Here is a 23,752-nt window from a genome sequence, read left to right as displayed (position 1 = left end):
CCGCGCCTGCGAATCGCCCCGGCCAGGGCCGGCAGCCACCGGGAAGTCACGACCAGGCGCCGCACCGGACGTCCCGCACCGGCGCCATGGCCTGGTGGCGGGTTGGGCGCGGGCGGGGGGCAGCGGCGTTTCGGCTCGCGCTGCTGGCCCTGGCGGTCGTCCTGCCGTCCGTCCCGGCCCTGGCGGCGTCCTGCCCCGGCCTGGAGCAGCCGCCCATCGTCTCGACCGGCCTGGCCGACGCCCTGAGGCGCCCCAATGGCGCCCGCATCATCGCCTTCGGCTCCTCCTCCACGGAAGGGTCGGGCGCGTCGGATGCCGCGCATACCTACCCGGCCCAGCTGCAGGCGCGGCTGCGCGCCGCCCTCGGCCCGCGCGTGACGGTGCTCAACCACGGCAAGGGTGGCGAGGATGCCGACAACATGATCGAGCGCATCACCCGCGATGTGATCGCCGACCGGCCCGACCTCGTGATCTGGCAGGTCGGCGCCAACGCCGCGATGCGCCGCATGGATCCCGGGCAATTCGCCACCCTCGTCCGCCAGGGCGTGGGCATGCTCCGCCAAGCCGGCATCGAGGTGGTCCTGATGGACAACCAGCGTGCCCCGCGCATCGCCGCCTTTCCCGGCAACCGGCGCTTCGATGCGGTCCTGGCCGAGATCGCCGCCACCACGCCCGGCGTGACGTTGTTTTCCCGCGGGGCGCTGATGGATGGCTGGGCGGCGGCCGGCGTGCTGTCCGAGTCGCTGCTGGTGGCCGATGGCCTGCATCACAACGACCGCGGCTATGCCTGCCTCGCCGATGCCTTGGCCAGCGCGCTGCTGGCCGGGCTGCCGGTGCGCACCGTCAGGGCGCCCTGACGACCGCTGGGCGACATCCACCCCCTTGTCACCCGGGCGCACGGCCAGCCCGCGGCATGACGACCTGACGCGGCCCATGCCCGCATCCGCGCGCATCCTGATGCATTCGGGCGATCCCGGAATCGGTTGCACGCCGACACCCACCCCTGCGGCGGCGTTGCAGACAAGGCCTTGGATGGTGCAGCGCGCGCATACCCCAATTGCGCAAGGAGGTGATTGGAAACTCGCTCGTTTCCATAGTATGGGAGCAATGTTCCGCTGTCGTGATCACGAAGTTGCGATATACTTCGAATTGGGGAGTGCATGATGCTTGAGGGCCTGACGGCCGCCGATTCCGGTGCCCTGCCGCTATATGCGGTAAGGCCTGACGGGCTTGCGATGTTCCTCGACGCACTGCCGGGGGCTGGCGCGGCCTTCCTGCGCGCCACGGGCTTCGCGGCAGGGTCGGGGGAGCACGCCCTGTTGCCCGGCCCCGACGGCCTGGCCGGCGCGGTGGTCGGCCTTGGTACCGAAAGCAGCCCCTGGAGCTATGGCGGCCTGCCGAAGGCGCTTCCCGCCGGCAGTTCCTGGCGGTTGGAGACGGGGTCCGGGGATGCCGGTCTCGCCACACTCGGTTGGGCGCTCGGCGCCTACCGCGCGCGCCGGCACAAGGCCGCCGGATCCGCCCCCGCCAGCCTCGAGACGCCCGCGGGCACCGAACAGGCCGTCATGATCGCCGAGGCGATCTGCACCGCGCGCTCCCTGATCAACGCGCCGGCTGCCGACCTCGGCCCGGCCGAGCTGGCCGATGCCACCGCCTCGCTCGCCACCCGCCACGGCGCCACCTGCGAGGTGGTCGCCGGTACTGCGCTGGCCCAGGATTTTCCCGCCATCGCCGCGGTCGGCGGCGGCAGCCATCGCGCGCCCCGCGTCGCCATGCTGCGCTGGACCGGCGCGGCCGATGGCCCGCTGGTCGCGCTGTGCGGCAAGGGGGTCTGCTTCGACACTGGCGGGCTCGACCTCAAGACACCTTCCGGCATGCTGCGCATGAAGAAGGACATGGCCGGTGCCGCGGTAGTGCTCGCGGTCGCCGAGATGGTGATGCGCAGCGCCCTGCCGGTCCGCCTGCTGGTCCTGGTCGGCGCGGTGGAGAACGCCACGTCCGCGACCGCCATGCGGCCGATGGACGTGCTGCGCACCCGCAAGGGCCTGAAGGTCGAGGTCGGCAACACCGACGCGGAAGGCCGACTGGTACTGTGCGACCTGCTAACATATGCTTCGGAATACAACCCGACGGCCATCATCGACTGCGCGACATTGACCGGCGCCGCGCGCGTGGCGCTCGGGCCGGACCTGCCGGCGCTGTTCTGCAACGACGACGCTCTGGCCGACCGGCTGCTCGCCGCCGGCCGGGCGAATCATGACCCGATGTGGCGGCTTCCGCTGCATGATGGTTACGATTCGTGGCTCGACAGTCCCTTCGCGGACCTGTCCAACGTCTCCCAGAAACCGATGGCCGGAGCGGTCACGGCAGCACTGTATCTGCGACGCTTCGTGCCGCCGGATATCGCCTGGGCTCATCTTGATATGTATGCTTGGAACGATGCAAATCGACCGGGCCGACCTGAGGGCGGCGAGGCCCAATGTGCGCGAGCACTACACGCAATGATTGCAGAATTGCCCAAGAAGCACCACCTTGCGTCGAGTCTTTGAGATACTCGTCGCCTTTCCGTGCCAACCCGGCACCCGTAGGACGGCTCTGCCGCCCCAACCACCTGTTAAGGAACAACCCATGACTCTTCCCGGCAACCCCGATCAGCACATCGGCATCCTGCGCGAGACCGTGGTCGCGCTGGTGCGTAGCGATGGGCCGGACCTTTCGGCACGCCAGCTGGCCGTGCTGCTGACGGTCTATCTGGGGGAAGGCCCGCACACCGTGCGGGGCCTGGCCGCGGACCTCAACGTGTCGAAGCCCGCCATCACCCGCGCGCTCGACCGGCTCGGCGAACTCGACCTGGCGCGCCGCAAGGTGGACCCGGCCGACCGCCGCAGCGTTCTCGTGCAGCGCACGCCCAAGGGGACGAACTTCCTGCAGGACCTGCGCGGCGTGATGACCGAAGCGGCGAAGGGCACTGCCGAGTCGAAGCTGCTCGCGGCGCCGGAACAGCCGGCCCTGCGCGCTGTCTGAGACCGGCCGCGCCAAGGCTTGGCCTTTGCGCGGAAGGTAATTGAGGCCGTGGCTGCTGGAGGGGCCAGAACCCCCTCCAGCCCTCCCCAGGGCGCCGTCCCACGGCGCCCGTGCAGGTCCGATGCGCGCCATCGGACGATGGGCCGGCCTGGGCGGCAGCGCCGCGCCTTCGGTCAGTAGCCGGCCGAGAAATCCACCAGATTGATCAGCGCCTGCCCGGCCCGCGCCCGGTGGATGTTCTCCACCACCTGCGGCGCCGCGCTGGACGGGATGGTGATGCTCGCCGCATGCGGCGTCAGGATCACCTTGGGGTGCGTCCAGAAGGCGCTGTCCGCCGGCAGCGGCTCCGGCTCGAACACATCGAGCGCGGCACCCGCCAGATGCCCGGAGTCGAGCGCCGCCAGCACATCCGCCCCGACCATGTGCCCGCCTCGCGCCGAATTGAGCAGGTAGCCGCCCGGCTTCATCGCCCCCAGCAGCCGCGCATCGATCACCCCGCGCGTCTCCGGCGTCAGCGGCAGCAGGCAGACCAGCATGTCCGACCGCGCCGCCATGGCCATCAGCCCGTCCTGGCCATGGAAGGTCTCGACACCCGCCATCGTCTTCGGCCGGCGCGACCAGCCCATCACCGGGAAGCCCAGCGCCATCAGCGCCCGCGTCGCATCCGCGCCCAGTTCACCGAGGCCCAGCATGCCGATCCGCCGCGCCGAGGTCTCCGGCGCCGGCAGTTCGTGCCAAACCTTGCGCGCCTGCTGGTCGCGATACTCCGGGTCCTGCCGGTGGAAGCGCAGCACGTTCAGCAGCACCCATTCGGTCATGCCCTGGGTCAGACGCATATCGAGCAGCCGCGCCACCGGCACGCCCGGCGGCGGCCCGGGCGGGCGGAACAGATGGTCCACCCCCGCACCCATCGAGACGATCACGCGCAGATTCGGATACCGGCGCAGTTCCATCATGTCATGCGCGGTCCAGACCACCGCGGCCTCGATCTCCGCGATGTCGCCCACATCGGGGAACAGCCGAACATCGAGTGCCGGATCGACGGCGAGCAGCGCCGCCTTCCAATCCTGCATGGTGTGCGCCTTGGTCGACAGCAGGACGGCCATCAGCCTTGCCCCTTCAGTTCAACATCGATTGCGGTGACGAAATCTCGCCAGGAATCGCGCCGCGTCGCCGCGCGCTCCGTCCCATCGGGCATTTTCGCGTAGAAACTCAGGATGCCCTGACCCCAGAGCACATCGAAATGCGCCGGCGATTGCAGCGCATAGGCGGTGGTGCGGTCGAACACGCCATCCTTCACCTTCGGCATGATCTTGCTGATCCACCACCAGCAGCCCAGGCCCAGCACCGCCGTGGCGAGCCAGGCGGCGCCCTGCTGGATGCCCATCAGCTCCAGCAGCATGCCGCCCCATTTCAGCGCGACCACCGAAGCGAGCAGCACCAGCGCCGGCGGCCAGACATTCTCCCAGGACCGATAGATCGGCGACCCTGGCGAGTTCATCCTGCGGATATGCACGCCGAGCTTGATATGCCCGGCGTCCAGCAGTGCCTTCAGCGTGTCCAGCTCGTTCAATTCCGCAGCCCCGGTGCCGCTTCCGCCCTCAGATCGAAGGCCGCGGCCATCAGTGCGCGGGTGTAAGCTTCCCGTGGGGCGGCGACAACCTGGGCGGCCTCGCCTTGCTCGACGACCTTGCCGTCCTTCAGCACGATGATGCGGTGCGCCATGGCGCGCACAACGCGCAGGTCATGCGAGATGAACAGATAGGCCAGGCGATGCTTCGCCTGCAGCGCGCGCAGCAATTCCACCACCTGCGCCTGCACGCTGACATCGAGCGCGCTGGTCGGTTCGTCCAGCACCAGGAAGCGCGGCTTCAATACCAGCGCGCGGGCAATGGCGACGCGCTGGCGCTGCCCGCCGGAGAATTCATGCGGGTAGCGTTCGCCCATCCCCGGCTCCAGGCCGACTTCCTCCAGCGCCGTCGCCACCGTCGCCGCGCGCTGCGCACTGGTCAGGCCGGGCTCATGCACCGCCAGGCCCTCGCCGACGATCTCGCCCACGCTCATGCGCGGCGACAGCGCACCATAGGGGTCCTGGAAGACGATCTGCATACGCCGCCGCAGCGGCCGCAATGCGCCACGGTCCAGCCCCTGGATCTGCGCGCCCTCGAAGCGGATCGCACCCTCGCTCTGTTCCAGCCGCAGCATCGCCAGGCCGAGCGTCGTCTTGCCCGACCCCGACTCACCCACCAGCCCGACCGTCTCGCCCTCCCGCACCGCGAAGGTGACGCCATCCACCGCGCGCACCTCGGCGACGACGCGCCGCATCAGCCCGCGACGGATCGGGAAGCGCACCTTGATCGCATCGCCGCGCATGATCTCGACGGCATCATCGGCCACCGGCGCCGGCTGGCCGCGCGGTTCCGTCGCCAGCAGCATGCGCGTGTAGTCGTGCCGCGGGGCGGCGAAGACCGTCGCCACCTCGCCCTGCTCCACCGCATGGCCGTCTTTCATCACCACTACGCTATCGGCATGCTTCTTCACGATGTTCAGGTCGTGGGTGATCAGCAGCAGCGCCATGCCGAGCTCGCGCTTGAGCTGTTCCAGCAATTCCAGGATCTGCGCCTGGATCGTCACGTCCAGCGCCGTCGTCGGTTCATCCGCGATCAGCAGCTTCGGGTCATTGGCCAGCGCCGCCGCGATCATCACCCGCTGCCGCTGCCCGCCCGAAAGCTGATGCGGATAGGCGCCGAGCCGGTCCTCAGCATTCGGAAACCCGGCCCGGCGCAGCAATTCGATGACCCGCGCGCGCAGCGGCGCGCCCGTCATCGGCTGATGCAGGATGATCGCCTCGCCCACCTGGCGTTCCACCGTATGCAGCGGGTTCAGCGAGGTCATCGGTTCCTGGAACACCATCCCCGCCACGCCGCCGCGCAGCCGCCGCAGATCGGCCACCGGCGCGTTCAGCACATCCGTCCCATCGAGCATGATGCGCCCTTCCGGATTGCCGCCCGCGACCGGCAGCAGCCGCAGGCAGGACAGCGCCGTGACCGACTTCCCCGACCCCGATTCCCCTACCAGCGCAACCGTCTCGCCACGCCGCACGCTAAAGGAAACCCCCTGCACAACCCGCTTGCCGCGAAACGCGACCGACAAATCCTGCACATCGAGCAATGGCTCGCGTTTCTCAACGATCCGGCCGCTCATCGCCCGCCCCCCGGCAGCTTGCGCGGGTCGAAAGCGTCACGCACCGCCTCCCCCACGAAGATCAGCAGCGTCAGCATGCCGCCCAGCACCACGAAGCCGGTCATCGCCAGCCATGGCGCCGTCAGGTTGTTCTTGCCCTGGTTCACCAGCTCGCCCAGCGATGGCGACCCCGGCGGCAGCCCGAAGCCCAGGAAGTCGAGGCTCGCCAGCACCGTCACCGAACCCGACAGGATGAAGGGCAGGAAGGTCAGCGTCGCCACCATCGCATTCGGCAGGATGTGGCGCACCATCACCACCGCATCGCTCACGCCCAGCGCCTTCGCCGCACGCACGTAGTCGAAGTTGCGCCCGCGCAGGAATTCCGCGCGCACCACCCCGGTCAGCCCCATCCAGGAAAACAGCAGTAGGAAGACCAGCAGCACCCAGAAGCTCGGCGCGATGATGCTGGCGAGAATGATCAGCAGATAAAGCTGCGGCATGCCCGACCAGATCTCGATGAATCGCTGGAACAGCAAATCCACCCAGCCGCCATAGAACCCCTGCACCGCCCCCGCGGCGATGCCGACGACCGAGGAGACGATGGTCAGCGAGAACCCGAACAGCACCGAGATGCGGAAGCCATAGATCACCCGCGCCAGCACATCGCGCGCCTGGTCATCCGTCCCCAGCCAGTTCTTCGCCGAAGGCGGCGACGGCGCCGGCGTGCCGAGATCCCGCACCACGCTCTGATACGAGTAAGGCACCAACGGCCAGATCATCCAGCCACCCTTCGCCTCGAACTCCTCCTGGAAGCCGCGATCATGCCAATCGGCCAGCGTCGGCAGGCCGTCCTCGATGACATCGCTCTCGGCGTAGTCGGACAGCACCGGCACGTACCAGCGCCCATCGACGCGCGCGACGAGCGGGCGGTCATTGGCGATGAACTCCGCGAACAAGGTCACGAAGAACAGGAATCCAAAGACGACCAGTGAGACATAGCCGCGGCGGTTCGCGCGGAAATTCGCGAGGCGGCGGCGGTTGAGGGGGGAAATGGTCATGGGGCGTCCTCAGAGAGGGGCTCTGCCCCTCTCCGAACCTCACCCCGCCAAAGGCCTAAGGGCCCTTGGAACCCTCGATTTGGCGCCGGGCGCGTAGGGCGGTCGTGATGGGCCACGGGCAGCAAAGCGCGCCTCGGCATGGAGTGCATCCGAACCGCATGGTGCCCAAAATCAACATGCACATGGGCACTGCCCTGGCGAGGCAGGTGCTCACGCACCAACGCCGGCAGCCCAAAAACCGGGTTCCAAGGGCCCTTAGGCCTTTGGTGGGGGGTGCAGGGGGGCAAAGCCCCCATGCATACGACCGCCGTCCCCATCACCGCCGCGCCTCGAAATCAATCCGCGGATCGACCAGCGTGTAGGTGAAATCCCCCACGATCTGCATCACGAGTCCCAGCAGCGTGAAGATGTACAGCGTCGCGAACATCACCGGGTAATCCCGCCGGATCGCGCTTTCAAACCCGAGCAACCCGAGCCCATCCAGCGAGAAGACGATCTCCGTCAGCAGCGCGCCCGTGAACAGGATGCCGATGAAGGCGGCCGGAAACCCAGCGATGATCAGCAGCATCGCGTTGCGGAAGATGTGCCCGTACAGGATGCGGTTCTCCGCCGCCCCCTTGGCGCGCGCGGTGACGGTGTATTGCTTGCCGATCTCGTCGAGAAAGGCGTTCTTCGTCAGCATCGTCAGCCCGGCGAAGCCGCCGATCACCAGCGTCAGCGTCGGCAACACCATGTGCCAGGCGTAGTCCAGCGCGCGCTGCGCGAAGGGCAACGTGTCCGCGCCCGGGCTCGAAAGCCCGCGCAGCGGAAACCACTGGAAGAACGACCCGCCGGCGAAGAACACCACGAGCAGGATGGCGAACAGGAAGCCGGGAATGGCGTAGCCCACCAGCACGACGCCCGATGTCGCGACATCGAAGCGCGACCCGTCCTGCACCGCCTTGCGGATGCCGAGCGGAATCGACACCAGGTAGATGATCAGCGTCGACCACAGCCCGAGCGAGATGGACACAGGCATCTTCTCGAAAATCAAATCCACCACCGGCCGGTCGCGGAACAGCGAGCGCCCGAAATCGAAGCGCAGATAGCCCGACAGCATCTCGAAGAACCGCGTGCTCGCCGGCTTGTCGAAGCCAAAGCTGCGCTCGATTTCCGCGATGATCGCCGGGTCGAGCCCCTGCGCGCCGCGATAGCTGCCCACCGGCCCCTGGCCGCCACCGGCGGTGCCGCGCGCCTCGGCGGCGTTGCGCGTGCGCACCTCGCCGCCGCCCTCGCCGGTAATGCGCCCGAGCGTTTGCCCCTGGCCGCGCAGCTCCGCGATCATCTGTTCCACCGGCCCGCCCGGGGCGAACTGCACCACGCCGAAATTGATGATGATGATGCCGAGCAGCGTCGGCACCACCAGCAAGAGCCGGCGAAGAAGATAGGCCCCCATGCCCGTGCTAGCGGCGCGCGGCGGTGAGCGCGGCGTCGAGCGCCGGGTCGAGCCACCAGGCCGTCGGGAAGCCGAGCCCGTAGCGCGGGTTGCGTTCCGGCCGGCCAAACTTGTTCCAGAAGGCGATGCGGAAGGTCCGGCTATGCCAATGCGGGATGACGAAGTTGTGGTGCAGCAGCACGCGGTCTAGCGCGCGGGTGCGCGCCACCAGCTCGTCGTAATCGGGCGCTGCGATCACCAGCTCGACGATCTCGTCGATCGCCGGGTCGGCAATGCCCGCGACATTCTGGCTGCCCTGCTCGCGCGCCTTGGCCGAGCTCCAGTAGTCGCGCTGCTCATTGCCCGGCGAGAAGCCCTGGCCCTGCCCGTCGATCGTCATGTCGTAGTCGAAGGCATCGATGCGCACCTGGTACTGCGCCGGGTCCACCGTGCGCACCCGCGCCGTGACGCCGATCCGCTCCAGCCACTGCACATAGGGCAGCGCGACGCGCTCGAAGGTCGCGCCGTTCAGCAGGATCTCGAATTCGAAGGGCTGCCCCTGCGCGTTCACCAGGCGACGATCGCGCACCACCCAGCCTGCCTCGCGCAGCAGCGCCAGCGCCCGGCGCGCGCCGGCGCGGTTGTTGCCCGACCCATCGGTGACCGGCAGCGCGTATGCCTCGGTGAAGACGCTGTCGGGCACACGGCCGCGGAAATTCTCCAGGATGGCGAGCTCGCGCCCTTCTGGCATCCCGCGCGAGGCGAAGTCGGAGTTGGAGAAGAACGACGTCGTCCGCGTATAGGCGTTGTAGAACAGGTTCGCGTTCATCCATTCGAAGTCGAAGACCTCGATCAGCGCGCGGCGCACCCGAGCATCCTGGAACAGCGGCCGGCGCAGATTGACCGCGAAGCACTGCATCCCGGTCGGGATCTGGTGGGGGATCTCCTCCTTCTTCACGAGGCCCTGGCGCACCGCGGGGAAGTCGTAGCCGGTCGCCCAGTCGCGGGCGACGTTCTCCTGGCGGAAATCGGTCTGCGCGGCCTTGAAGGCCTCGAAGGTCACGGTGCTGTCGCGGAAATACTCGTAGCGGATGGTGTCGAAATTATTCAGCCCGCGCCGCACGCCCAGGTCGCGCGCCCAGTAATCCGCGACGCGACGGTACACGGCGCTGCGGCTCGGCTCGAACCGCTCCAGCCGGTAAGGCCCCGACCCGAGCGGCACATCGAGCGACGGCCGGTCGAATTCCCGCCCCTCCCACCAATGCTTCGGCAACACCGGCAGGTCACCCAGGATCTGCGCCAGTTCCCGGTTACCGTCGTCGCGGAAGCGGAAGGTGACGCGGCGCGGGCTCTCCGCCACCACCTCCGTCACATCCGCCCAATAGGCGCGGTAAAAGGGCCGCCCCTTCGTGCGCAGCGCGTTGAAAGTGAAGACCACATCCTCGGCGGTGACCGGCTTGCCGTCATGCCAGCGCGCGCTCTCGCGCAGTTCGAAGGACACCCCCTTGCGATCGGCCGGCAGTTCCACAGTCTCGGCAAGCAGCCCGTATTCGGCGGTCGCTTCGTCCGGGTTGGCCGCCATCAGCGTGTCGTAGATCGACAGCACGCCGAGATCCGCCGTACCGCGCAGGATGAAGGGGTTGAGGCTGTCGAAGGACCCCAGCCGCGACAGCACGACCTCCCCACCCTTCGGCGCATCGGGATTGGCCCAGGGCCAATGCCGGAAATCGGCCGGCAGGCTCGGCGGCGTCAGCAGCGAAAGCGCATGGGTGCGCACCACCTCCCCCGGTCGGTCGCCCCCGGCGGGAACGGCGGCACGAAGCCCGCGCGGCAGGGCGGGAAGGGCGGCACAGGCGCCAAGCGCCAGGAGGCTGCGACGGTTCATGCCCGCAGGATGCGGGTTCCACCCCCGCGCGGCAACGTCCCCGCGCTTACCGATCGGTGAGGAGGCGCACCGCCTCCTCCAGCAGCGCCGGATCACCCACCGCCAGGATGCGCCCATCCGACTCGGCAGTCAGGGTTTCGCCGTTCCAGCCGGTGACGCGCCCGCCCGCGCCTTCGACGATGGGCACCAACGCGGCCCAGTCCCAGATCTTCATCGTGCATTCGGCGACGATATCGACCAGGCCCAGCGCCATCAGCCCGTAGGAATAGCAATCCCCGCCCCAGGTCACGCGCCGGGCCGCACCGCGCAGGCGCTCGAAGCCCGGTCGGTCGGCAGGGGTGAACATGTCAGGGCTGGTACAGGAGAGTTCGGCCTCGGCCACCACCGCACAGGGCCGGCAGCCCGCATCGCCGCCCAGCGGCGCGCGGAAGCGCGTCCTGCGCCCCTGCACGCCCACCCAGCGCTCCCCGGTGACCGGCTGGTCGATGATGCCCAGCACCGGCACGCCGTGATGCAGCAGCCCGATCAGGCTGCCGAACAGCGGCCGCCCGGTGACGAAGGCGCGCGTCCCGTCGATCGGGTCCACCACCCAGACCCATTCGGCATCCGGCCGGTCGGCGCCATGCTCCTCGCCGATGACGCCATGGTCTGGGAAGCGCTCGGCGATCAGCGCGCGGATGACTTCCTCGGCTTCCTTGTCGGCGCGGGTGACCGGGCTGGCATCCCCCTTCGCCTCGACGAGCAGAGCCGAGCGGAACAGCGGCCGGATCACGGCGCCGGCCGCATCCGCCGCATCCTCGGCGGCGGTGATGAAGGGATAGCGGATCACGTCGAACTCATCCCCGTGGCCCGATGCCCTGCATCGGGCCGCGAGCGGACAGCGCGACCGCGCCCAAGCCACCCGCCGCCGCCCGAACGCCAGGGCCCGGCGCGAAAGCCAAGCCCGCGCATGCGGGCGCCGGCGCTTGGGGTTAAAAAAGACTCAGGCGGACCATGCATGGTCCGCAAACTCAGGGCGCCGGCGCGCTCGGCGAGATCGACCGCAAATAGGCGATCAGGTTCGCGCGCTGCTGCGTATTGGACAGGCCCGCGAAGGACATCCGGTTGCCGGCCAGGTAGGACCGCGGATTGTGGATCCAGGCGTTCAGGTCTTCATAGGTCCAGGGCTTGTCGGCCATGCCGCGCATTGCCGTGGAATAGTTGAAGCCTTCCATATGCGCATGGTGGTTGCCCACGATGCCATAGAGGTTCGGCCCGACGCCGGCCCGGCCGCCTTCATTGAAGGAATGGCACGACGCGCACTGGCGCTGCGCGACCTGCTGCCCGGCCGCGACATCCGCATTGGCCAGCAACGGGGTGATCGGGTCGAGCGCCGGCGCCGCGGCCGGGGTGGCCGGCCCTTCGGTCGCCTGACCCGGGATGGTCATCGCGGTATGGTGCGGCATGGTCGGATGGACCAACAGCCGGCCGATCACCCCTGCAACAGCAAAGGTGATGCCGGCGGTAAGCACCGCCGCGACGATCTTGTTGCCTTCCAGGTTGGTCGCCATGCCGATCGGGGCCCTTTGTGTCACTGCCGGCAAGCGCCCGCGCCGCAGCGCGTTTGCGCCCCCCGCCAGCCTTGCCTAAAACGCGCCGGACCATAGTGCCCGACATTCCACCCGACAAGCCAGCCGGAGCCACCTTCTTGCGCCCCATTGTCGTGATTCCGGCCCGCATGGCGGCGACTCGCCTGCCTGGCAAGCCCCTGGCCGACATTCTCGGCCGCCCGATGATCGCCCATGTGCTCGACCGCGCGCGCGAGGCCGGCATCGGCCCCGTCGCCGTCGCCGCCGGGGAGGCCGAGATCGCCGAGGCCGCCCGCGCCGCCGGCGCCGAAGCGGTTATGGTCACAGAGGACGTCCCCTCCGGCACCGACCGCGTCCAGCGCGCCATGGCCAGCCTCGACCCCGAGGGCCGCTACGACATCGTGGTGAACCTGCAAGGCGACTTCCCGACCATCGCGCCCGAGACGCTGCGCGCCGTGCTGGAACCGCTGGCCGATCCGTCCATCGACATCGGCACCCTGGTCTGCCCGATCGCGGATGAGGAGGAAGCCAACACCGCCTCCTTCGTCAAATGCGCCTGCGCCTTCGCGGGTGACGCCCGCGTCGCCCCGGCGCTGTATTTCTCCCGCCAGCCGATCCCCTGGGGGGACGGCCCGCGCTGGCACCATATCGGCGTTTATGCCTACCGCCGCGCCGCGCTCGACCGCTTTGTGGCGCTGCCGGCGAGCCCGCTCGAACTGCGCGAGAAGCTCGAACAACTGCGCGCCCTCGAAGCCGGCATGCGCATCGCCGCCGCCCGCGTCGAGCACGGCCCCTTCGGCGTCGACACCCCGCACGACCTCGAACGCGCGAAGAGTCTCCTGGCGTCGCGCGGTCAAGCTTGACCGTGCCCCTCATGCGCCGGGCGGCAGGCGGTCCGGGCGCGATCGCCCTTTGCGCTCCCGGCCGTCAGGCCGACTTCGTTGACGCCGTTCACGGCTGAAGGACGTTTCATGACCGCCCACACCATCGCCTTCCAGGGGCTGCCCGGCGCCTATTCCGACCTCGCCTGCCGCGCTGCCTATCCCGGCTGGACCACCTTGCCCTCGCCCTCCTTCGAAGCCGCCATGGTAGCGCTGCGCGAAGGCCGCTGCGACCTCGCCATGCTGCCCTGCGAGAACTCGCTGGCCGGCCGCGTCCCCGACATCCACCGCCTGCTGCCAGAGTCCGGCCTGTTCGTCGTCGGCGAGCATTTCCAGCGCGTCGAGCACTGCCTGCTGGCCCCCAAGGGCGCCACGCTGGCCACGCTGAAGCGCGCCCACAGCCACCCGGTCGCGCTCGGCCAGGTGCTGCGCCTGCTCAAGGACATGAAGCTCCAGGCGGTGATCGAGGCCGACACCGCCGGCGCCGCCCACCTGGTCGCCGAACGCGGCGGCATCGAGGACGCCGCCATCGCCTCCGAACTCGCCGCCGAGATCTACGGCCTCGAGATCCTGCGCCGGAATGTCGAGGACGAGGAGCACAACACCACGCGCTTCTACGTCATGTCGCGCGAGCGCACCTACCCGCCGATCAGCGCGCCCGACACGGTCACCACTTTCGTCTTCCGCGTCCGCTCGGTGCCCGCCGCGCTCTACAAGGCGCTCGGCGGCTTCGCCACGAATGGCGTCAATATGACGAAGCTCGAATCCTACATGGTCGGCGGGCGCTTCTCGGCGACGCAGTTTCTCTGCGACGTGGACGGCCACCCCGACAGCCCCGCGCTGCAGCGCGCCTTCGAGGAACTGGCCTTCTTCACCAAGGAATTCCGCATCCTCGGCGCCTATCCGGCGCATCCCTACCGGCTGGAACAGGCCGCCTCAGGCGATTGAGGGCGCGGAGCACGCGTCGTGCGCAAGGGCGGCTCCCGGCGCCGCCCCTGACGCTGCTACCCGCGGCGCCCGCCGCGCGCCTGCCCGGCCCCCGACTCGCGCCCGGCATCGAAGCCGAGGAAGCCCATCTCCGGCCGAGGCGCGCCACCATCATTGGCGAACAGTCGCGGCTTGGTGACCGGCGCCGGCCCGCGCGGCGCCCCGCGCCCGCCACCCAGCGCCGCCGCCGCCGCCCGAGCCGAGCGTTCCGCCTCCGCCGCCGCCGCACGGTCGCGCGCGGCACGCTGCGCCGGGGACAGCGAAGCGTCCGGTGTCTGCTGCGGCCGGTTCGCGCCACGGGCCGAGAGCAGGAAGAACATGATCTCGTTGCGCCCCTGGTCGACCGCCGCATCGATCGCCGTCAGGCCCAGCACATTGCGTTCCTCGAGGCTGGCGCCCCGGCTCACCGCATCGCGCGCCGCCGGCAGGTCGCCGCGGTTGATCGCGTCGAACAACGCCGCCGTCGGCGACAGATTGGCATTGGGGTCGCCCGGGATCGGCTGAGGCGCCTGGCGCGCGGCCAGGCCCGGCAGCGCCGGCGGCGGCCGGGAACCGCCCCCCGGCCGTGGCGTATCCAGCGCCGGGCCGGCGAATTGCGCGAGGGCCGGCGACGGCCCGAAGGGCTGTCCCGGCAACAGCGTTACCATGAGGGGCGCCAGGAAAAGGATGCGTCGCATGCTGCCCATGTAGAACAGTTTGCCGCCGCGTGAAATCACGCGATGGTGCGCCGCCGCCAAACCCGCCGGCGCGGAACGGCTACCGCCCCTCCCGCCGCCAGGCCATCAGCGCCGCCCCAAGCACCAGCGCCAGGGCCAGCCAGGCCGGCAACAGGGGAATCGCGCTGATGCCGGTGACCGTGTGGTCCCCATTGCGCCGTAGGCCGATCCACCCCGCTCCCGCCACGTCGCGGCCCGGCGCCACCCGCCGCAATTCCGGCACCGCCGGCACCGCGCCATCACCCATATACCGCGCCACCCCGCCCGTCCCGCTCAGCAACGGCCGCAGCCGGGCCGGGTCCGAACGCAGGTCGGCCACTTCCAGCGGATTGGTCGCGGCCGAGGCGGCGAAGGCCGTCCGCCGCCCGTCGCTCGCATGCCACACGCCCGGCATGGCAGCCGGCATGCCCAGCACCGCCCGCCCCCCGCCGGCGGCTTCCGGCATGGCCCGCGTCACCGTGCCATCCGGCGCCGTGACCGTGATCTCCGGCGGCGCCGCGGTATCGAGGCTGCGCCGCGTGACGGTCAGCCGCCCGGCCTCGATGCGCGCCGAGAGGTCCTCCTCCTCCAGCTCCGTCTCGCGCATCAGCCAATGCGCGACACGGCGCAGCACTTCCTGCTGCGGCCCGCCGCCATCATGCCCGCGCGACCACAGCCAGATATGGTCGGACAGCAACAGCGCCACCCGCCCCTCGCCAACCCGGTCGAGGATCATCAGCGGCGCGCCGTCCGGGCCTTCCATAATGGTGCTGCCGCTGCGCTGGTCGGCGCGCAGCCAGCGATACCAGCGGCCCCATGTCGCCGCCGCCTGCTCGGAATTGGCGCCGGCCAACCCCTCGGTGACGGGGTGGCGGAAGCCAAGCTCGGAGACGCGCGGGCGGAATTCCCCCTCGCCGACGATGTTCTGCCGCCCCGAGGGCCGCGCGGGCAGCACGCCGCCCAACGGCGTCAGCGCCAGCGAGGTCGGCCCGCTGAATTCCGGCCCGGTGCTCATCAGCAACGCCCCGCCGCCGCGCACGTAATCGGCGATATTGCGCAGATACGCCGCCGGCAGGATGCCGCGATTGGAGAACCGGTCGAACACGATCAGGTCGAAGTCGCGCAGCTTCACCTGGAACAGCTCGCGCACCGGGAAGGCGATCAGCGCGAGCTCGTTCAACGGCGTCAAATCGTCCTTCTCCGGCGGCCGCAGGATGGTGAAATGCACCAGGTCGACATTCGGGTCGGCCTTGAGCAGCCGCCGCCAAGTGCGCTCCCCCGGATGCGGCTCGCCCGAGACCAGCAGCACCCGCAGCCGGTCCCGCACGCCGTTGATGGTCACAACCTGGCGATTGTTGAGCGTGCTCACCTCGCCCGGCCGTGCCTCCGCCTCGATCTCCACCACCGTCGGCCCGCCGCGCTGGATCGGGACGGTGATGCGATGGTCGCGCCCCACCGGCACGGATTCGCTACGCGCCGCCTCGCCATCGCGGCGGATGGTCAGCCGCGCCGCCCCGGTCGGGTTCGCCACGCCGAGGTCATCCACCGCGACGCGGATCTCGACCTCCCGCCCGACGATGCCGAAGCCCGGCGCCTCGATGACGCGCAGCCGGCGGTCGGTCTCCCCGGCGCGGCCCGGCATCAGCGCGTGGAACGGCGCGTCGATCGGCGAGGCGGCTGGGATGTCATGCGCCTGCCCATCCGTCAGCGCGATCACGCCGGCCAGCCGCGCGCGCGGAATTTCCGCCAGGGCGCGCTCCGTCGCGGTGAACAGCCGGGTGCCCTGGTTGCCGGCCTCCGGCACCTCGACCGTCCGCAATTCGAGGTCGGGCAGCCGGCCCGCCCGGGCCTCGATCTCGCGCCGCGCCGCCTCGATCTGCTCGGCGCGGTTGCCGATGCGGGCGGAATCGCTCTGGTCCACCACCAGCAGCGCGATGTCGGGCCGGGATTCGCGCGTTTCCTCGACGAGGCGCGGATTGGCCAACGCCAGCAGGATCAGCGCGAAGGTGACGGCGCGCCAGACCACGCCGCGTGCCCGCCGCCAGACCGCCGGGACCAGCGCCAGCAACGCCAAAGCCAGCGCGACACCCAGCAGCCAGAGCGGCAGGACAGGCGCGAAATCGATACCGGCGACGCTGTGGGTCATACGGCGCGCGCCCGGCCGAGCGAAACATGCTCCCACGCCGCGACCAGCACCAGCGTTGCCGCCGCGGCCGTGCCGAGTGCGAGCACCGACATCTCGCGCCCGACCAATGCCAGCACCGCCAGCAGCCCGAGCCCAACCAGATGCGACAGCGGCAGGTGCCCGAGGTTGAGCCGCTTGAACAGAGCGAGGCCGAGCAGAAAGAGCACCGGCCCGCCGAGCAGCGCCGCCGTCCCTGCCACACCCGCCCTGTCGCCCGCATGCTTCAGCAGCACGTCGTCAGCCACGGCGGTCAGCACGATGCCCGCGACGATCGGGGCGTGGAGATAGGTGTAGCCGATGCGTGCGATCCGCCCCGGGTCGTCATTCTGGGTGATCAGCCGCGTGCCGCGCGATTCGCCGATGTGGAAATACACCCACCACATCGCGATGCTGCCGATGAAGGCGACCGCGAAGGCGGTCAGGTTCGCGAGGTTGGTCGGCAACTCGGCGGCGGTCGCACCGGTGACCAGGATGCTCTCGCCAAGCGCTATGATGACGAACAGCGCGCAACGTTCGGCGAAATGCGCACCATCGATGTCCCAATCCCGGGTCGAGGAGGCGCCCAGGCCCGGCACGGGAAAGCGCAGTATCGGCCCGGCCACCCAGACCGCCACCGCGACGGCCCAGCAGGCCAGCCGCGCATCGCCAGGCAGCAGCCCGCCCAGGATCCAGAAGGGCGCGGCCATGCCCACCCACACCAGGATGCGCTGGAAGTTGCGGCGCAGCGCGAGATTCTCCGCGGGGGTCATCCACAGCGCCCAGCCGAAGCGCCCCGCTTCCAGCGCCACATAGGCGCAGGCGAAGACCAAGCCAGTGGCACCATAGGCTGCCGGAATGGTGCTCGCCGCAACGAGACCCACGAACATCATCGCGAACAGCATCAGCCGCGTCCGCAGCCGCTCCGGATCGAACCAGTTGGTCACCCAGCTGGTGTTGATCCAGGTGCACCACAGCGCGACGAACAGCACCAGCATCTGCACGGCCGTATGCAGGTCGAGGTGATGCGCCAGCCCGTGCGACAGCTGGGTGATGACGAAGACGAAGACCAGGTCGAAGAACAGCTCGACATAGGTAACGCGCGCATGCCCGTGCGGCTGGCGCTCGCGCAGCAGGGAGATCGAAGGCATCGCGTCGTTCAATTGCCGAGCCTTTCCAGGATCGCCGGCACATGCACCTGGTCGCCCTTGTAGTTGCCGGTCAGCGCGTACATCACGAGGTTCGTCCCGAAGCGATAGGCGAGCACGCGCTGCCGCGCCCCGCCGGGGATGGTGGCGAAGGGGTTCTGCCCGCGCGCATCCATCGCCCAGCCCGCCGCCCAGTCATGCCCGCCGATGATCACCGGGGAGACGCTGTCATTGGCGCGGTCCTGGTCGCGCGCCGCCCAGACCTGCCCGCCGCTGAAACGCCCCGGCAGCTCCTGCAGCAGATAGAAGGCGCGCCGCAGCACATGGTCTTCGGCGACCGGCGCCAGCGGCGGGATGGCGAGGTCGCGCGTCACCCGCCGCAGCGCCGCCCGCGCGCCGGGGTTCATGCCCTCCCCCGAGCCCTCGTCGCGGGTGTCGAGCAGGATGATCCCGCCATTGCGCATGAAGGTGTTGAGCGCGGCGACGGCCGCCGCATCGGGCTGCGGCGCCTCGGCGAGCACCGGCCAGTACAGCAGCGGATAGAAGGACAGGTCGTCGCGCCCCGGCACCACCGCGATGGGCTCGGCCAACGCGGCCGCGGTGCGGCGGTTCATGAAATCCGACAGCCCCGCCAACCCCATGCGGGAAATCTCATCCACCTGCGCATCGCCCGTAACGACATAGGCGAGATGCGTCGCATTGGACGCGACGACGGCGTTCTCCTCCGCCCGCGCCGGCGCAGCGGCCAGCAGCAGCGCAGCAAGCCCTGCCGCCCGCGCCCCGCGCGACCAATGCCTGCCCACCAGCCCCCGCTGCCCGAGCGACACCAGCAGGTCGACCGCCAGCAGCAACAGCGCCGCCGCCAGCATCCACGGCCCGAGGTCACGTTCCGCCGGCACCCCGCCGATCGCCTCGACCCGCGCGCCGGCAGGTGGCGCGGCGGCGGCGCGCGGCGGCGGCAGATGCGCCGAGAGGTTCAGCGCGCGCCGCCAGGCGGCCTCCTCCGCCTGCCCGGCCGAGCCGTACCAGCCCGGCGGATGGCGCGGCGAGGCGGTAGTCGCTTCCACCTGGTTGGCCGGAATCGGCGCCGCGGCCGGCGTCGCTGCCCCCAACCGCCCAAACCCATCGAGAATCTCGAGCGGCGCCAGCGGCGCGTCGCTCTCCGCCCCCCGCACCCCGGCCGACAGCGCGACCAGCCGCCGCAGCATGTCCACGAACAGCCCCGACAGCGGCAGGTTCGACCATTCCGCATTGGCGGTGACATGGAACAGCACGATGCGCCCCTGCCCGCGCGCCACCTCGGTCACCAGCGGCGTGCCATCGGCCAGCCGCGCCCAGGACCGTTCGCTCAACTGCGGCGAGGGCTCCGCCAGCACCTGTCGTTCCACCGTGACCTCGGCCGGCGGCGCCAGCCCGGCAAAGGGCGAGCCCTCCGGGAAGGGTGCCAGCACCTGCGGCCGGTCCCACGACAGCGCGCCACCCAATTGCCGTTCCCCCGCCCGCAGCGCCACCGGTAACAGCGGGTCCGGCCGCTCGGCGAGCCGCGGCCCGGCAAAGCGGATCAGCATGCCGCCCTGCTCGACCCAGCGCGCCAGCGCCTCACGCTCGCGCCCCTCGGGCACCTCCCGATCGGCCAGGATCAGCACCGCGAGCTGTCGCGACAGCAACTGCTCCGGCGACCCGCGCCGTATCTCGGCATAGGGCCCCAGCGCGCGTTCCAGATAGAACAGATCCCCGGTCAGCGGCGCCTCGGCCGAGGTCTCCACCGCCGCCGAAATCCCCACCGGCCGGCGCCGGAACCGTTCATCGAGCAGCACGGTGCCGGCCGCCCCCGCCTCGGGCTCCAGATCCAGCCGCACCACCTGGTTGCGGATCTCGATCGGCAGGTCGAGCGCCGCCTCGGCGCTGCTCGCCCCCGCCAGGATCGGAATGGTGGCGGACGCGATCGCCCGCCCATCGCCGGTGCGCGCCAACACGGTCGCCTCGGTCGCCACCGTCGCCGGCACCTGCAACACGCGCACCATCAGCCGGTCGGCCTCGGCACGCGGCGGCGGCAGCATGCGCGCCGGCTGCGCCTCGGCCCGCGCCAGGGTCAGCGGCCCCGCCTCCGCCAGCGCTGCCACCAGCGGGGTGAAGGCATCGCCCTCCGCCGCATGCTCCACCCCATCGGCGACATACAGCGTGGCGAAGGCGCCCGGATGGGCCCGGCGGAAATCCCCCAGCGCGGCCAGCGCCGCGACCCGGTCCGGCGCCCAGGCGCGCGGCCGCAGCGCGGCGAGCCGTGCCCGCGCCTCCTCGGCCGGCATCAGCCCGGTCGCGGCGACCGGCTCCCCGGTATCCGGCGCCGCCGTCGCCAACACCGCGACGCGCCGCCCCTCGCGCGACGCAGCCTCCAGCGCCGCCCCGGCCGCGGCCATGCGCGCCGGCCAATCCGGCGCGGCGGCCCAGCCATTGTCGACCACCACCAGCAGCGGCCCCGAGCCACCCCCGCCGCCGCCCGGCTGCCACACCGGCCGCGCCAGCCCCAGGATCAGCAGACCGGCGGCGACCATGCGCAGCAGCAGCAGCCACCACGGCGTGCGATGCGGCGTCTCCTCATTCGGTGGCAGGTCGCGCAGCAGGCGGATGGCCGGGAAGGATTGCGTCCTCGGCGCCGGCGGGCTGACCCGCAGCAGCCACCACAACACCGGCAGCGCCGGCAGCGCCAGCAACAGCCAAGGCACCGCGAAAGCGAGGGGACCAAGCTGCCACATCAGCCGGGCGCCAACCGTCGATGCAGGGCCAGCAAGGCGGTCTCCGGCGGCTGATCGGTGCGATGCGTGGCGAAGGACCAGCCCGAGGCCGCGGCCAGCGCCGCCAGCCCTTCCCGATGCCGCGCCAGGCGTTCCTCATACAGCGCGCGCACGCCCTCGACGCGCGGCACCAGCGCCTCCTCGGCCGCATCGAGGGCGTGGAAGCGGACGCGCCCGGTAAAGGGCAAGGTTTCCTCGGCAGGGTCGAGCACCTGCAACAGATGGCCCCGCACCGCGCCCGCCGCCAGTTGCGCGACGACACGCCGCGTCTCCTCCAGCGGCGCGAGGAAATCCCCGATCAGCACCGCCCGTGCATGGCGCGGAATCCGCGCATCCTCCGCCAGCGCCGCCTGTCGCGGGAGCGATTGCGCCAGGCTCGCCAGCGCCCCGCGCCCGGCAAAGGCGCGCGGCAGGCCGAACAATCGAACCCGCTCGCCGCCCCGAAACAGCAACGCCGAGAGCGCCAGCACCAGCAATTCCGCCCGCACCTGCTTGGTCGGCAACATGGCGTCGCTGCGCCAATCCATGGCGGCATCGGCTTGGCACCATACGGCCACCGTCTGCGCCGCTTCCCATTCCGTCTCGCGCACGAACAACCGGTCGGACTTCGCCGATTGCCGCCAATCGACCTGCGATGCCGAATCTCCAGGCAGATACGGACGGAATTGCCAGAAAGCATCGCCCTGCCCCGGCCGGCGCCGGCCATGGACACCCTGCATCACGGTCGAGGCCACGCGCTCGGCCTGCACGACGAGCGGCGGGAGCGTGGCGCCGAGGGCCTCAGCCCAGGGGATGGGGATGACGGTCATGAGTCGGCGCCGGTAGGATCGGAGAGGGCTTTGCCCCCTCCGGACCACCCCAACCAAAGGCCTAAAGGCCTCTGGACACCAATACCTGGTGTTGGGCGGCCAGGTGGGTTTCGCAGCGGCGGAACACACGATGTGCCCGACACCAGGCATGGATCCTGGCACTGGGCGCAACGCAACCTTCCATTCCCGTCGGACCCACCGCGCCCAACTCCCGACAATGGTGTCCAGAGGCCCTTAGGCCTTTGGCGGGGTGAGGTTTGGAGAGGGGCAGCGCCCCTCTCCAACGCGCCCGGTACCACCACCCCCATCACCCCAGGCTGTCCTTCAGCGCCTCGATCACGTCGCTGATCCGCACGCCATCCGCCCGCGCCGCGAAGGTCAGCGCCATGCGGTGCCGCAGCACCGGCTCGGCGAGCGCGATCACGTCGTCCACGCTCGGCGCCAGCCGCCCGTCCAGCAGCGCCCGCGCGCGCGTCGCGAGCATCAGCGCCTGCGCCGCGCGCGGCCCGGGCCCCCAGGCGAGATGCTTGCGCACCGTATCGAGCCCCGATGTCTCCGGCCGCGCCCCACGCACCAGCTTCAGGATGGCCTCGAGCACCTGCTCGCCGACCGGAATGCGGCGGATCAGTGCCTGCGCGGCAAGCAGTTCGGCGCCCGACATCGCCTGCACCGGCCGCGCCTCGCGCGCCCCCGTGGTGGCCAGCAGCATGGCGCGCTCGGCCGCCTCGTCCGGGTAGCCGACCTCCACTTCCAGCAGGAAGCGGTCGAGCTGAGCCTCGGGCAGCGGATAGGTGCCTTCCTGCTCGATCGGGTTCTGCGTCGCGAGCACATGGAACGGCGTCGGCAGGGTGTGGATCTCGCCGCCGATCGCGACGCGATGTTCCTGCATCGCCTGCAGCAGCGCGGATTGGGTGCGCGGCGAGGCGCGGTTGATCTCGTCGGCCATCAGCAGCTGGCAGAAGATCGGCCCCTTGATGAAGCGGAAGGCACGCTTGCCGTCGGCGCCCTCCTCCAGCACTTCCGAGCCCAATATGTCGGCCGGCATCAGGTCGGGCGTGAACTGCACGCGGCGCGGGTCGAGCCCCAGCACGGTGCCGAGCGTATCGACCAGCTTGGTCTTGCCCAGCCCCGGCACGCCCACCAGCAGCACGTGCCCGCCCGAGAGCAGGGTGATCAGCACGCGCTCGACCACCAGCTCCTGGCCGAAGATGACCCGGCCGATCGCTTCGCGCACCCGCGCCAGGCGGTCCCCGAGCGCTTCAACCTCCGCCACGAGGACGGATGGGTCCTGTGTCGTCTCGGCCACTTCACTCATGCGGGCTGGGCTCCCTATATGACAGAGGCGGAGGCGCGTCGGCCGACGCGATCCCGAATGGAATTAGCTCGCATCGGCCACGCTGAGTGCAAGGGCGACGAAACGCAATGACCGTCCACGGCATGGAAAACACCGTCCAGAGCATGGAACCGAACAACCCCCCGAAGATCGCTGGCGAGATGGGAGCAGGATGCGTGCCACGACAGCCGGCCGGCTGCGTGCCGCCCGCCGGCACCGTGCTCGCCCGGGCGCGGCAGGAATGCGGCGACTACGCCATCCGAATCGGCCGCGACGGCACCTGGTACTACAAGGGCAGCGCGATTCAGCGAAAGCCGATGGTCTGCCTGTTCGCCTCCATCCTCAAGCGAGGCAATGACGGCGCCTATTGGCTGGAGACCCCGGTCGAACGCGGCCGGATCGAGGTGGAGGACGCCCCCTTCGTCGCCGTCGAACTGTTCTGGCGCGATTGCGACTGCGGCGGCGGCGTGCCGCAGCAATGCCTGACCTTCCGCACCAACCTCGACGAGATGGTCACCGCCGATGCGCGGCACCCGATCCGCGTGCAGCTCTGCCCGAAAACGCGCGAACCGCGCCCCTACATCACGGTCCGCCCCGGCCTCGAGGCCCGCATCAGCCGCCCGGTATTCTACGAGCTGGTGGCGCTCGCCGAATCCGAGATGCTGGAAGGGCGCGAGGTGCTTGGCGTCTGGAGCGAAGGCACGTTCTTCCCGATCGATGAGATGCCGACGCTCGACATGGCGGCGGATTGAATGCGGCCCGCTTCGTGCATCGCCCGCACCGCCGCGGGCGATCCGGCGCGCGACACACCGAT

General features: G+C 70.3%; 20 protein-coding genes. 6 read left to right on the top strand and 14 right to left on the bottom strand.

The window, feature by feature from the left end; genetic code table 11:
• From IEY36_RS14365 to IEY36_RS14355, 3 genes are all read left to right on the top strand, one after another.
• Positions 1-857 (top strand): SGNH/GDSL hydrolase family protein (locus tag IEY36_RS14365; RefSeq protein ID WP_188967758.1); only part of this gene is annotated, 857 nt, incomplete at its 5' end.
• A gap of 303 nt (positions 858-1,160) precedes the next feature.
• Positions 1,161-2,549 (top strand): leucyl aminopeptidase family protein, encoded by a 1,389-nt coding sequence (locus IEY36_RS14360; RefSeq protein ID WP_188967757.1) that lies wholly within the window; start codon positions 1,161-1,163, stop codon positions 2,547-2,549.
• A gap of 79 nt (positions 2,550-2,628) precedes the next feature.
• Positions 2,629-3,024 carry a MarR family transcriptional regulator gene (locus tag IEY36_RS14355; RefSeq protein WP_188967756.1) on the top strand — a complete coding sequence of 132 codons (396 nt, stop codon included), beginning with the start codon at positions 2,629-2,631 and terminating at the stop codon, positions 3,022-3,024.
• A 173-nt stretch (positions 3,025-3,197) separates the two neighbouring features.
• On the opposite strand, the gene IEY36_RS14350 is transcribed toward IEY36_RS14355, so the two are convergent.
• From IEY36_RS14350 to IEY36_RS14315, 8 genes are all read right to left on the bottom strand, one after another.
• Positions 3,198-4,130 carry a 2-hydroxyacid dehydrogenase gene (locus tag IEY36_RS14350; RefSeq protein ID WP_188967755.1) on the bottom strand — a complete coding sequence of 311 codons (933 nt, stop codon included), beginning with the start codon at positions 4,128-4,130 and terminating at the stop codon, positions 3,198-3,200.
• Positions 4,130-4,597: a hypothetical protein gene (locus IEY36_RS14345; RefSeq protein WP_188967754.1), complete on the bottom strand. Its 468-nt coding sequence runs from the start codon at positions 4,595-4,597 to the stop codon at positions 4,130-4,132. The genes IEY36_RS14350 and IEY36_RS14345 overlap by 1 nt, the downstream gene beginning before the upstream one ends.
• Positions 4,594-6,228: an ABC transporter ATP-binding protein gene (locus IEY36_RS14340; protein WP_188967753.1), complete on the bottom strand. Its 1,635-nt coding sequence runs from the start codon at positions 6,226-6,228 to the stop codon at positions 4,594-4,596. Before IEY36_RS14340 ends, IEY36_RS14345 begins: the two co-directional genes overlap by 4 nt.
• Positions 6,225-7,265 carry an ABC transporter permease gene (locus IEY36_RS14335; protein WP_188967752.1) on the bottom strand — a complete coding sequence of 347 codons (1,041 nt, stop codon included), beginning with the start codon at positions 7,263-7,265 and terminating at the stop codon, positions 6,225-6,227. Before IEY36_RS14335 ends, IEY36_RS14340 begins: the two co-directional genes overlap by 4 nt.
• Positions 7,266-7,581: 316 nt before the next feature.
• The gene (locus IEY36_RS14330) at positions 7,582-8,700 is read right to left on the bottom strand and encodes a microcin C ABC transporter permease YejB (protein WP_188967751.1); all 1,119 of its coding nucleotides are present in this window, start codon (positions 8,698-8,700) and stop codon (positions 7,582-7,584) included.
• Positions 8,701-8,707: 7 nt separating this feature from the next.
• The gene (locus IEY36_RS14325) at positions 8,708-10,564 is read right to left on the bottom strand and encodes an extracellular solute-binding protein (protein WP_188967750.1); all 1,857 of its coding nucleotides are present in this window, start codon (positions 10,562-10,564) and stop codon (positions 8,708-8,710) included.
• 46 nt (positions 10,565-10,610) lie between these two features.
• A complete protein-coding gene (hisN, locus tag IEY36_RS14320; protein ID WP_188967749.1) occupies positions 10,611-11,393 on the bottom strand; it encodes a histidinol-phosphatase in 783 nt (260 codons plus the stop codon).
• 181 nt (positions 11,394-11,574) lie between these two features.
• A complete protein-coding gene (locus tag IEY36_RS14315; RefSeq protein WP_188967748.1) occupies positions 11,575-12,114 on the bottom strand; it encodes a c-type cytochrome in 540 nt (179 codons plus the stop codon).
• A gap of 137 nt (positions 12,115-12,251) precedes the next feature.
• Between IEY36_RS14315 and IEY36_RS14310 the strand changes: the two genes are divergently transcribed.
• Both IEY36_RS14310 and IEY36_RS14305 read left to right on the top strand, forming a co-directional pair.
• Positions 12,252-12,995, top strand: coding sequence for a 3-deoxy-manno-octulosonate cytidylyltransferase (locus IEY36_RS14310; RefSeq protein ID WP_188967747.1), 744 nt, complete (start codon positions 12,252-12,254; stop codon positions 12,993-12,995).
• Positions 12,996-13,103: 108 nt separating this feature from the next.
• Entirely contained in the window at positions 13,104-13,961 is an 858-nt protein-coding gene (locus tag IEY36_RS14305) for a prephenate dehydratase (protein WP_188967746.1), read from the top strand.
• A 56-nt stretch (positions 13,962-14,017) separates the two neighbouring features.
• Here the strand turns inward: IEY36_RS14305 and IEY36_RS14300 are convergent, their stop codons facing one another.
• From IEY36_RS14300 to IEY36_RS14275, 6 genes are all read right to left on the bottom strand, one after another.
• Positions 14,018-14,677 (bottom strand): ankyrin repeat domain-containing protein, encoded by a 660-nt coding sequence (locus IEY36_RS14300; protein ID WP_188967745.1) that lies wholly within the window; start codon positions 14,675-14,677, stop codon positions 14,018-14,020.
• 79 nt (positions 14,678-14,756) lie between these two features.
• Complete coding sequence (locus IEY36_RS14295; RefSeq protein WP_188967744.1) at positions 14,757-16,841, bottom strand: hypothetical protein; 2,085 nt, start codon at positions 16,839-16,841, stop codon at positions 14,757-14,759.
• Entirely contained in the window at positions 16,838-18,007 is a 1,170-nt protein-coding gene (locus IEY36_RS14290) for a low temperature requirement protein A (RefSeq protein WP_188967743.1), read from the bottom strand. The genes IEY36_RS14295 and IEY36_RS14290 overlap by 4 nt, the downstream gene beginning before the upstream one ends.
• 8 nt (positions 18,008-18,015) lie before the next feature.
• Positions 18,016-20,757: a DUF4159 domain-containing protein gene (locus IEY36_RS14285; RefSeq protein WP_188967742.1), complete on the bottom strand. Its 2,742-nt coding sequence runs from the start codon at positions 20,755-20,757 to the stop codon at positions 18,016-18,018.
• Positions 20,757-21,605: a DUF58 domain-containing protein gene (locus tag IEY36_RS14280; protein WP_188967741.1), complete on the bottom strand. Its 849-nt coding sequence runs from the start codon at positions 21,603-21,605 to the stop codon at positions 20,757-20,759. The genes IEY36_RS14285 and IEY36_RS14280 overlap by 1 nt, the downstream gene beginning before the upstream one ends.
• A 307-nt stretch (positions 21,606-21,912) precedes the next feature.
• The gene (locus tag IEY36_RS14275) at positions 21,913-22,920 is read right to left on the bottom strand and encodes an AAA family ATPase (RefSeq protein ID WP_188967740.1); all 1,008 of its coding nucleotides are present in this window, start codon (positions 22,918-22,920) and stop codon (positions 21,913-21,915) included.
• Positions 22,921-23,114: 194 nt separating this feature from the next.
• Here IEY36_RS14275 and IEY36_RS14270 point away from each other — a divergent pair, with 194 nt between their 5' ends.
• Positions 23,115-23,690, top strand: a complete 576-nt coding sequence (locus IEY36_RS14270) for a DUF1285 domain-containing protein (protein WP_229681317.1) — start codon at positions 23,115-23,117, stop codon at positions 23,688-23,690.
• The last annotated feature ends 62 nt before the right edge of the window (positions 23,691-23,752 follow it).

This window comes from Neoroseomonas lacus (assembly GCF_014644535.1).
GTDB classification, from domain to species: domain Bacteria; phylum Pseudomonadota; class Alphaproteobacteria; order Acetobacterales; family Acetobacteraceae; genus Neoroseomonas; species Neoroseomonas lacus.
Note: the sequence above shows the minus strand (reverse complement) of the source record. Positions and strands in the feature narration are given on the sequence as shown.

Bases quoted from the DNA above. Each gene is read 5' to 3' on its own strand.
- IEY36_RS14360 (WP_188967757.1), top strand. From the start codon at position 1,161: ATGATGCTTGAGGGCCTGACGGCCGCCGATTCCGGTGCCCTGCCGCTA.
- IEY36_RS14355 (WP_188967756.1), top strand. From the start codon at position 2,629: ATGACTCTTCCCGGCAACCCCGATCAGCACATCGGCATCCTGCGCGAG.
- IEY36_RS14350 (WP_188967755.1), bottom strand. From the start codon at position 4,130: ATGGCCGTCCTGCTGTCGACCAAGGCGCACACCATGCAGGATTGGAAG.
- IEY36_RS14340 (WP_188967753.1), bottom strand. From the start codon at position 6,228: ATGAGCGGCCGGATCGTTGAGAAACGCGAGCCATTGCTCGATGTGCAG.
- IEY36_RS14335 (WP_188967752.1), bottom strand. From the start codon at position 7,265: ATGACCATTTCCCCCCTCAACCGCCGCCGCCTCGCGAATTTCCGCGCG.
- IEY36_RS14330 (WP_188967751.1), bottom strand. From the start codon at position 8,700: ATGGGGGCCTATCTTCTTCGCCGGCTCTTGCTGGTGGTGCCGACGCTG.
- IEY36_RS14325 (WP_188967750.1), bottom strand. From the start codon at position 10,564: ATGAACCGTCGCAGCCTCCTGGCGCTTGGCGCCTGTGCCGCCCTTCCC.
- IEY36_RS14315 (WP_188967748.1), bottom strand. From the start codon at position 12,114: ATGGCGACCAACCTGGAAGGCAACAAGATCGTCGCGGCGGTGCTTACC.
- IEY36_RS14305 (WP_188967746.1), top strand. From the start codon at position 13,104: ATGACCGCCCACACCATCGCCTTCCAGGGGCTGCCCGGCGCCTATTCC.
- IEY36_RS14300 (WP_188967745.1), bottom strand. From the start codon at position 14,677: ATGCGACGCATCCTTTTCCTGGCGCCCCTCATGGTAACGCTGTTGCCG.
- IEY36_RS14295 (WP_188967744.1), bottom strand. From the start codon at position 16,841: ATGACCCACAGCGTCGCCGGTATCGATTTCGCGCCTGTCCTGCCGCTC.
- IEY36_RS14290 (WP_188967743.1), bottom strand. From the start codon at position 18,007: ATGCCTTCGATCTCCCTGCTGCGCGAGCGCCAGCCGCACGGGCATGCG.
- IEY36_RS14285 (WP_188967742.1), bottom strand. From the start codon at position 20,757: ATGTGGCAGCTTGGTCCCCTCGCTTTCGCGGTGCCTTGGCTGTTGCTG.
- IEY36_RS14280 (WP_188967741.1), bottom strand. From the start codon at position 21,605: ATGACCGTCATCCCCATCCCCTGGGCTGAGGCCCTCGGCGCCACGCTC.
- IEY36_RS14275 (WP_188967740.1), bottom strand. From the start codon at position 22,920: ATGAGTGAAGTGGCCGAGACGACACAGGACCCATCCGTCCTCGTGGCG.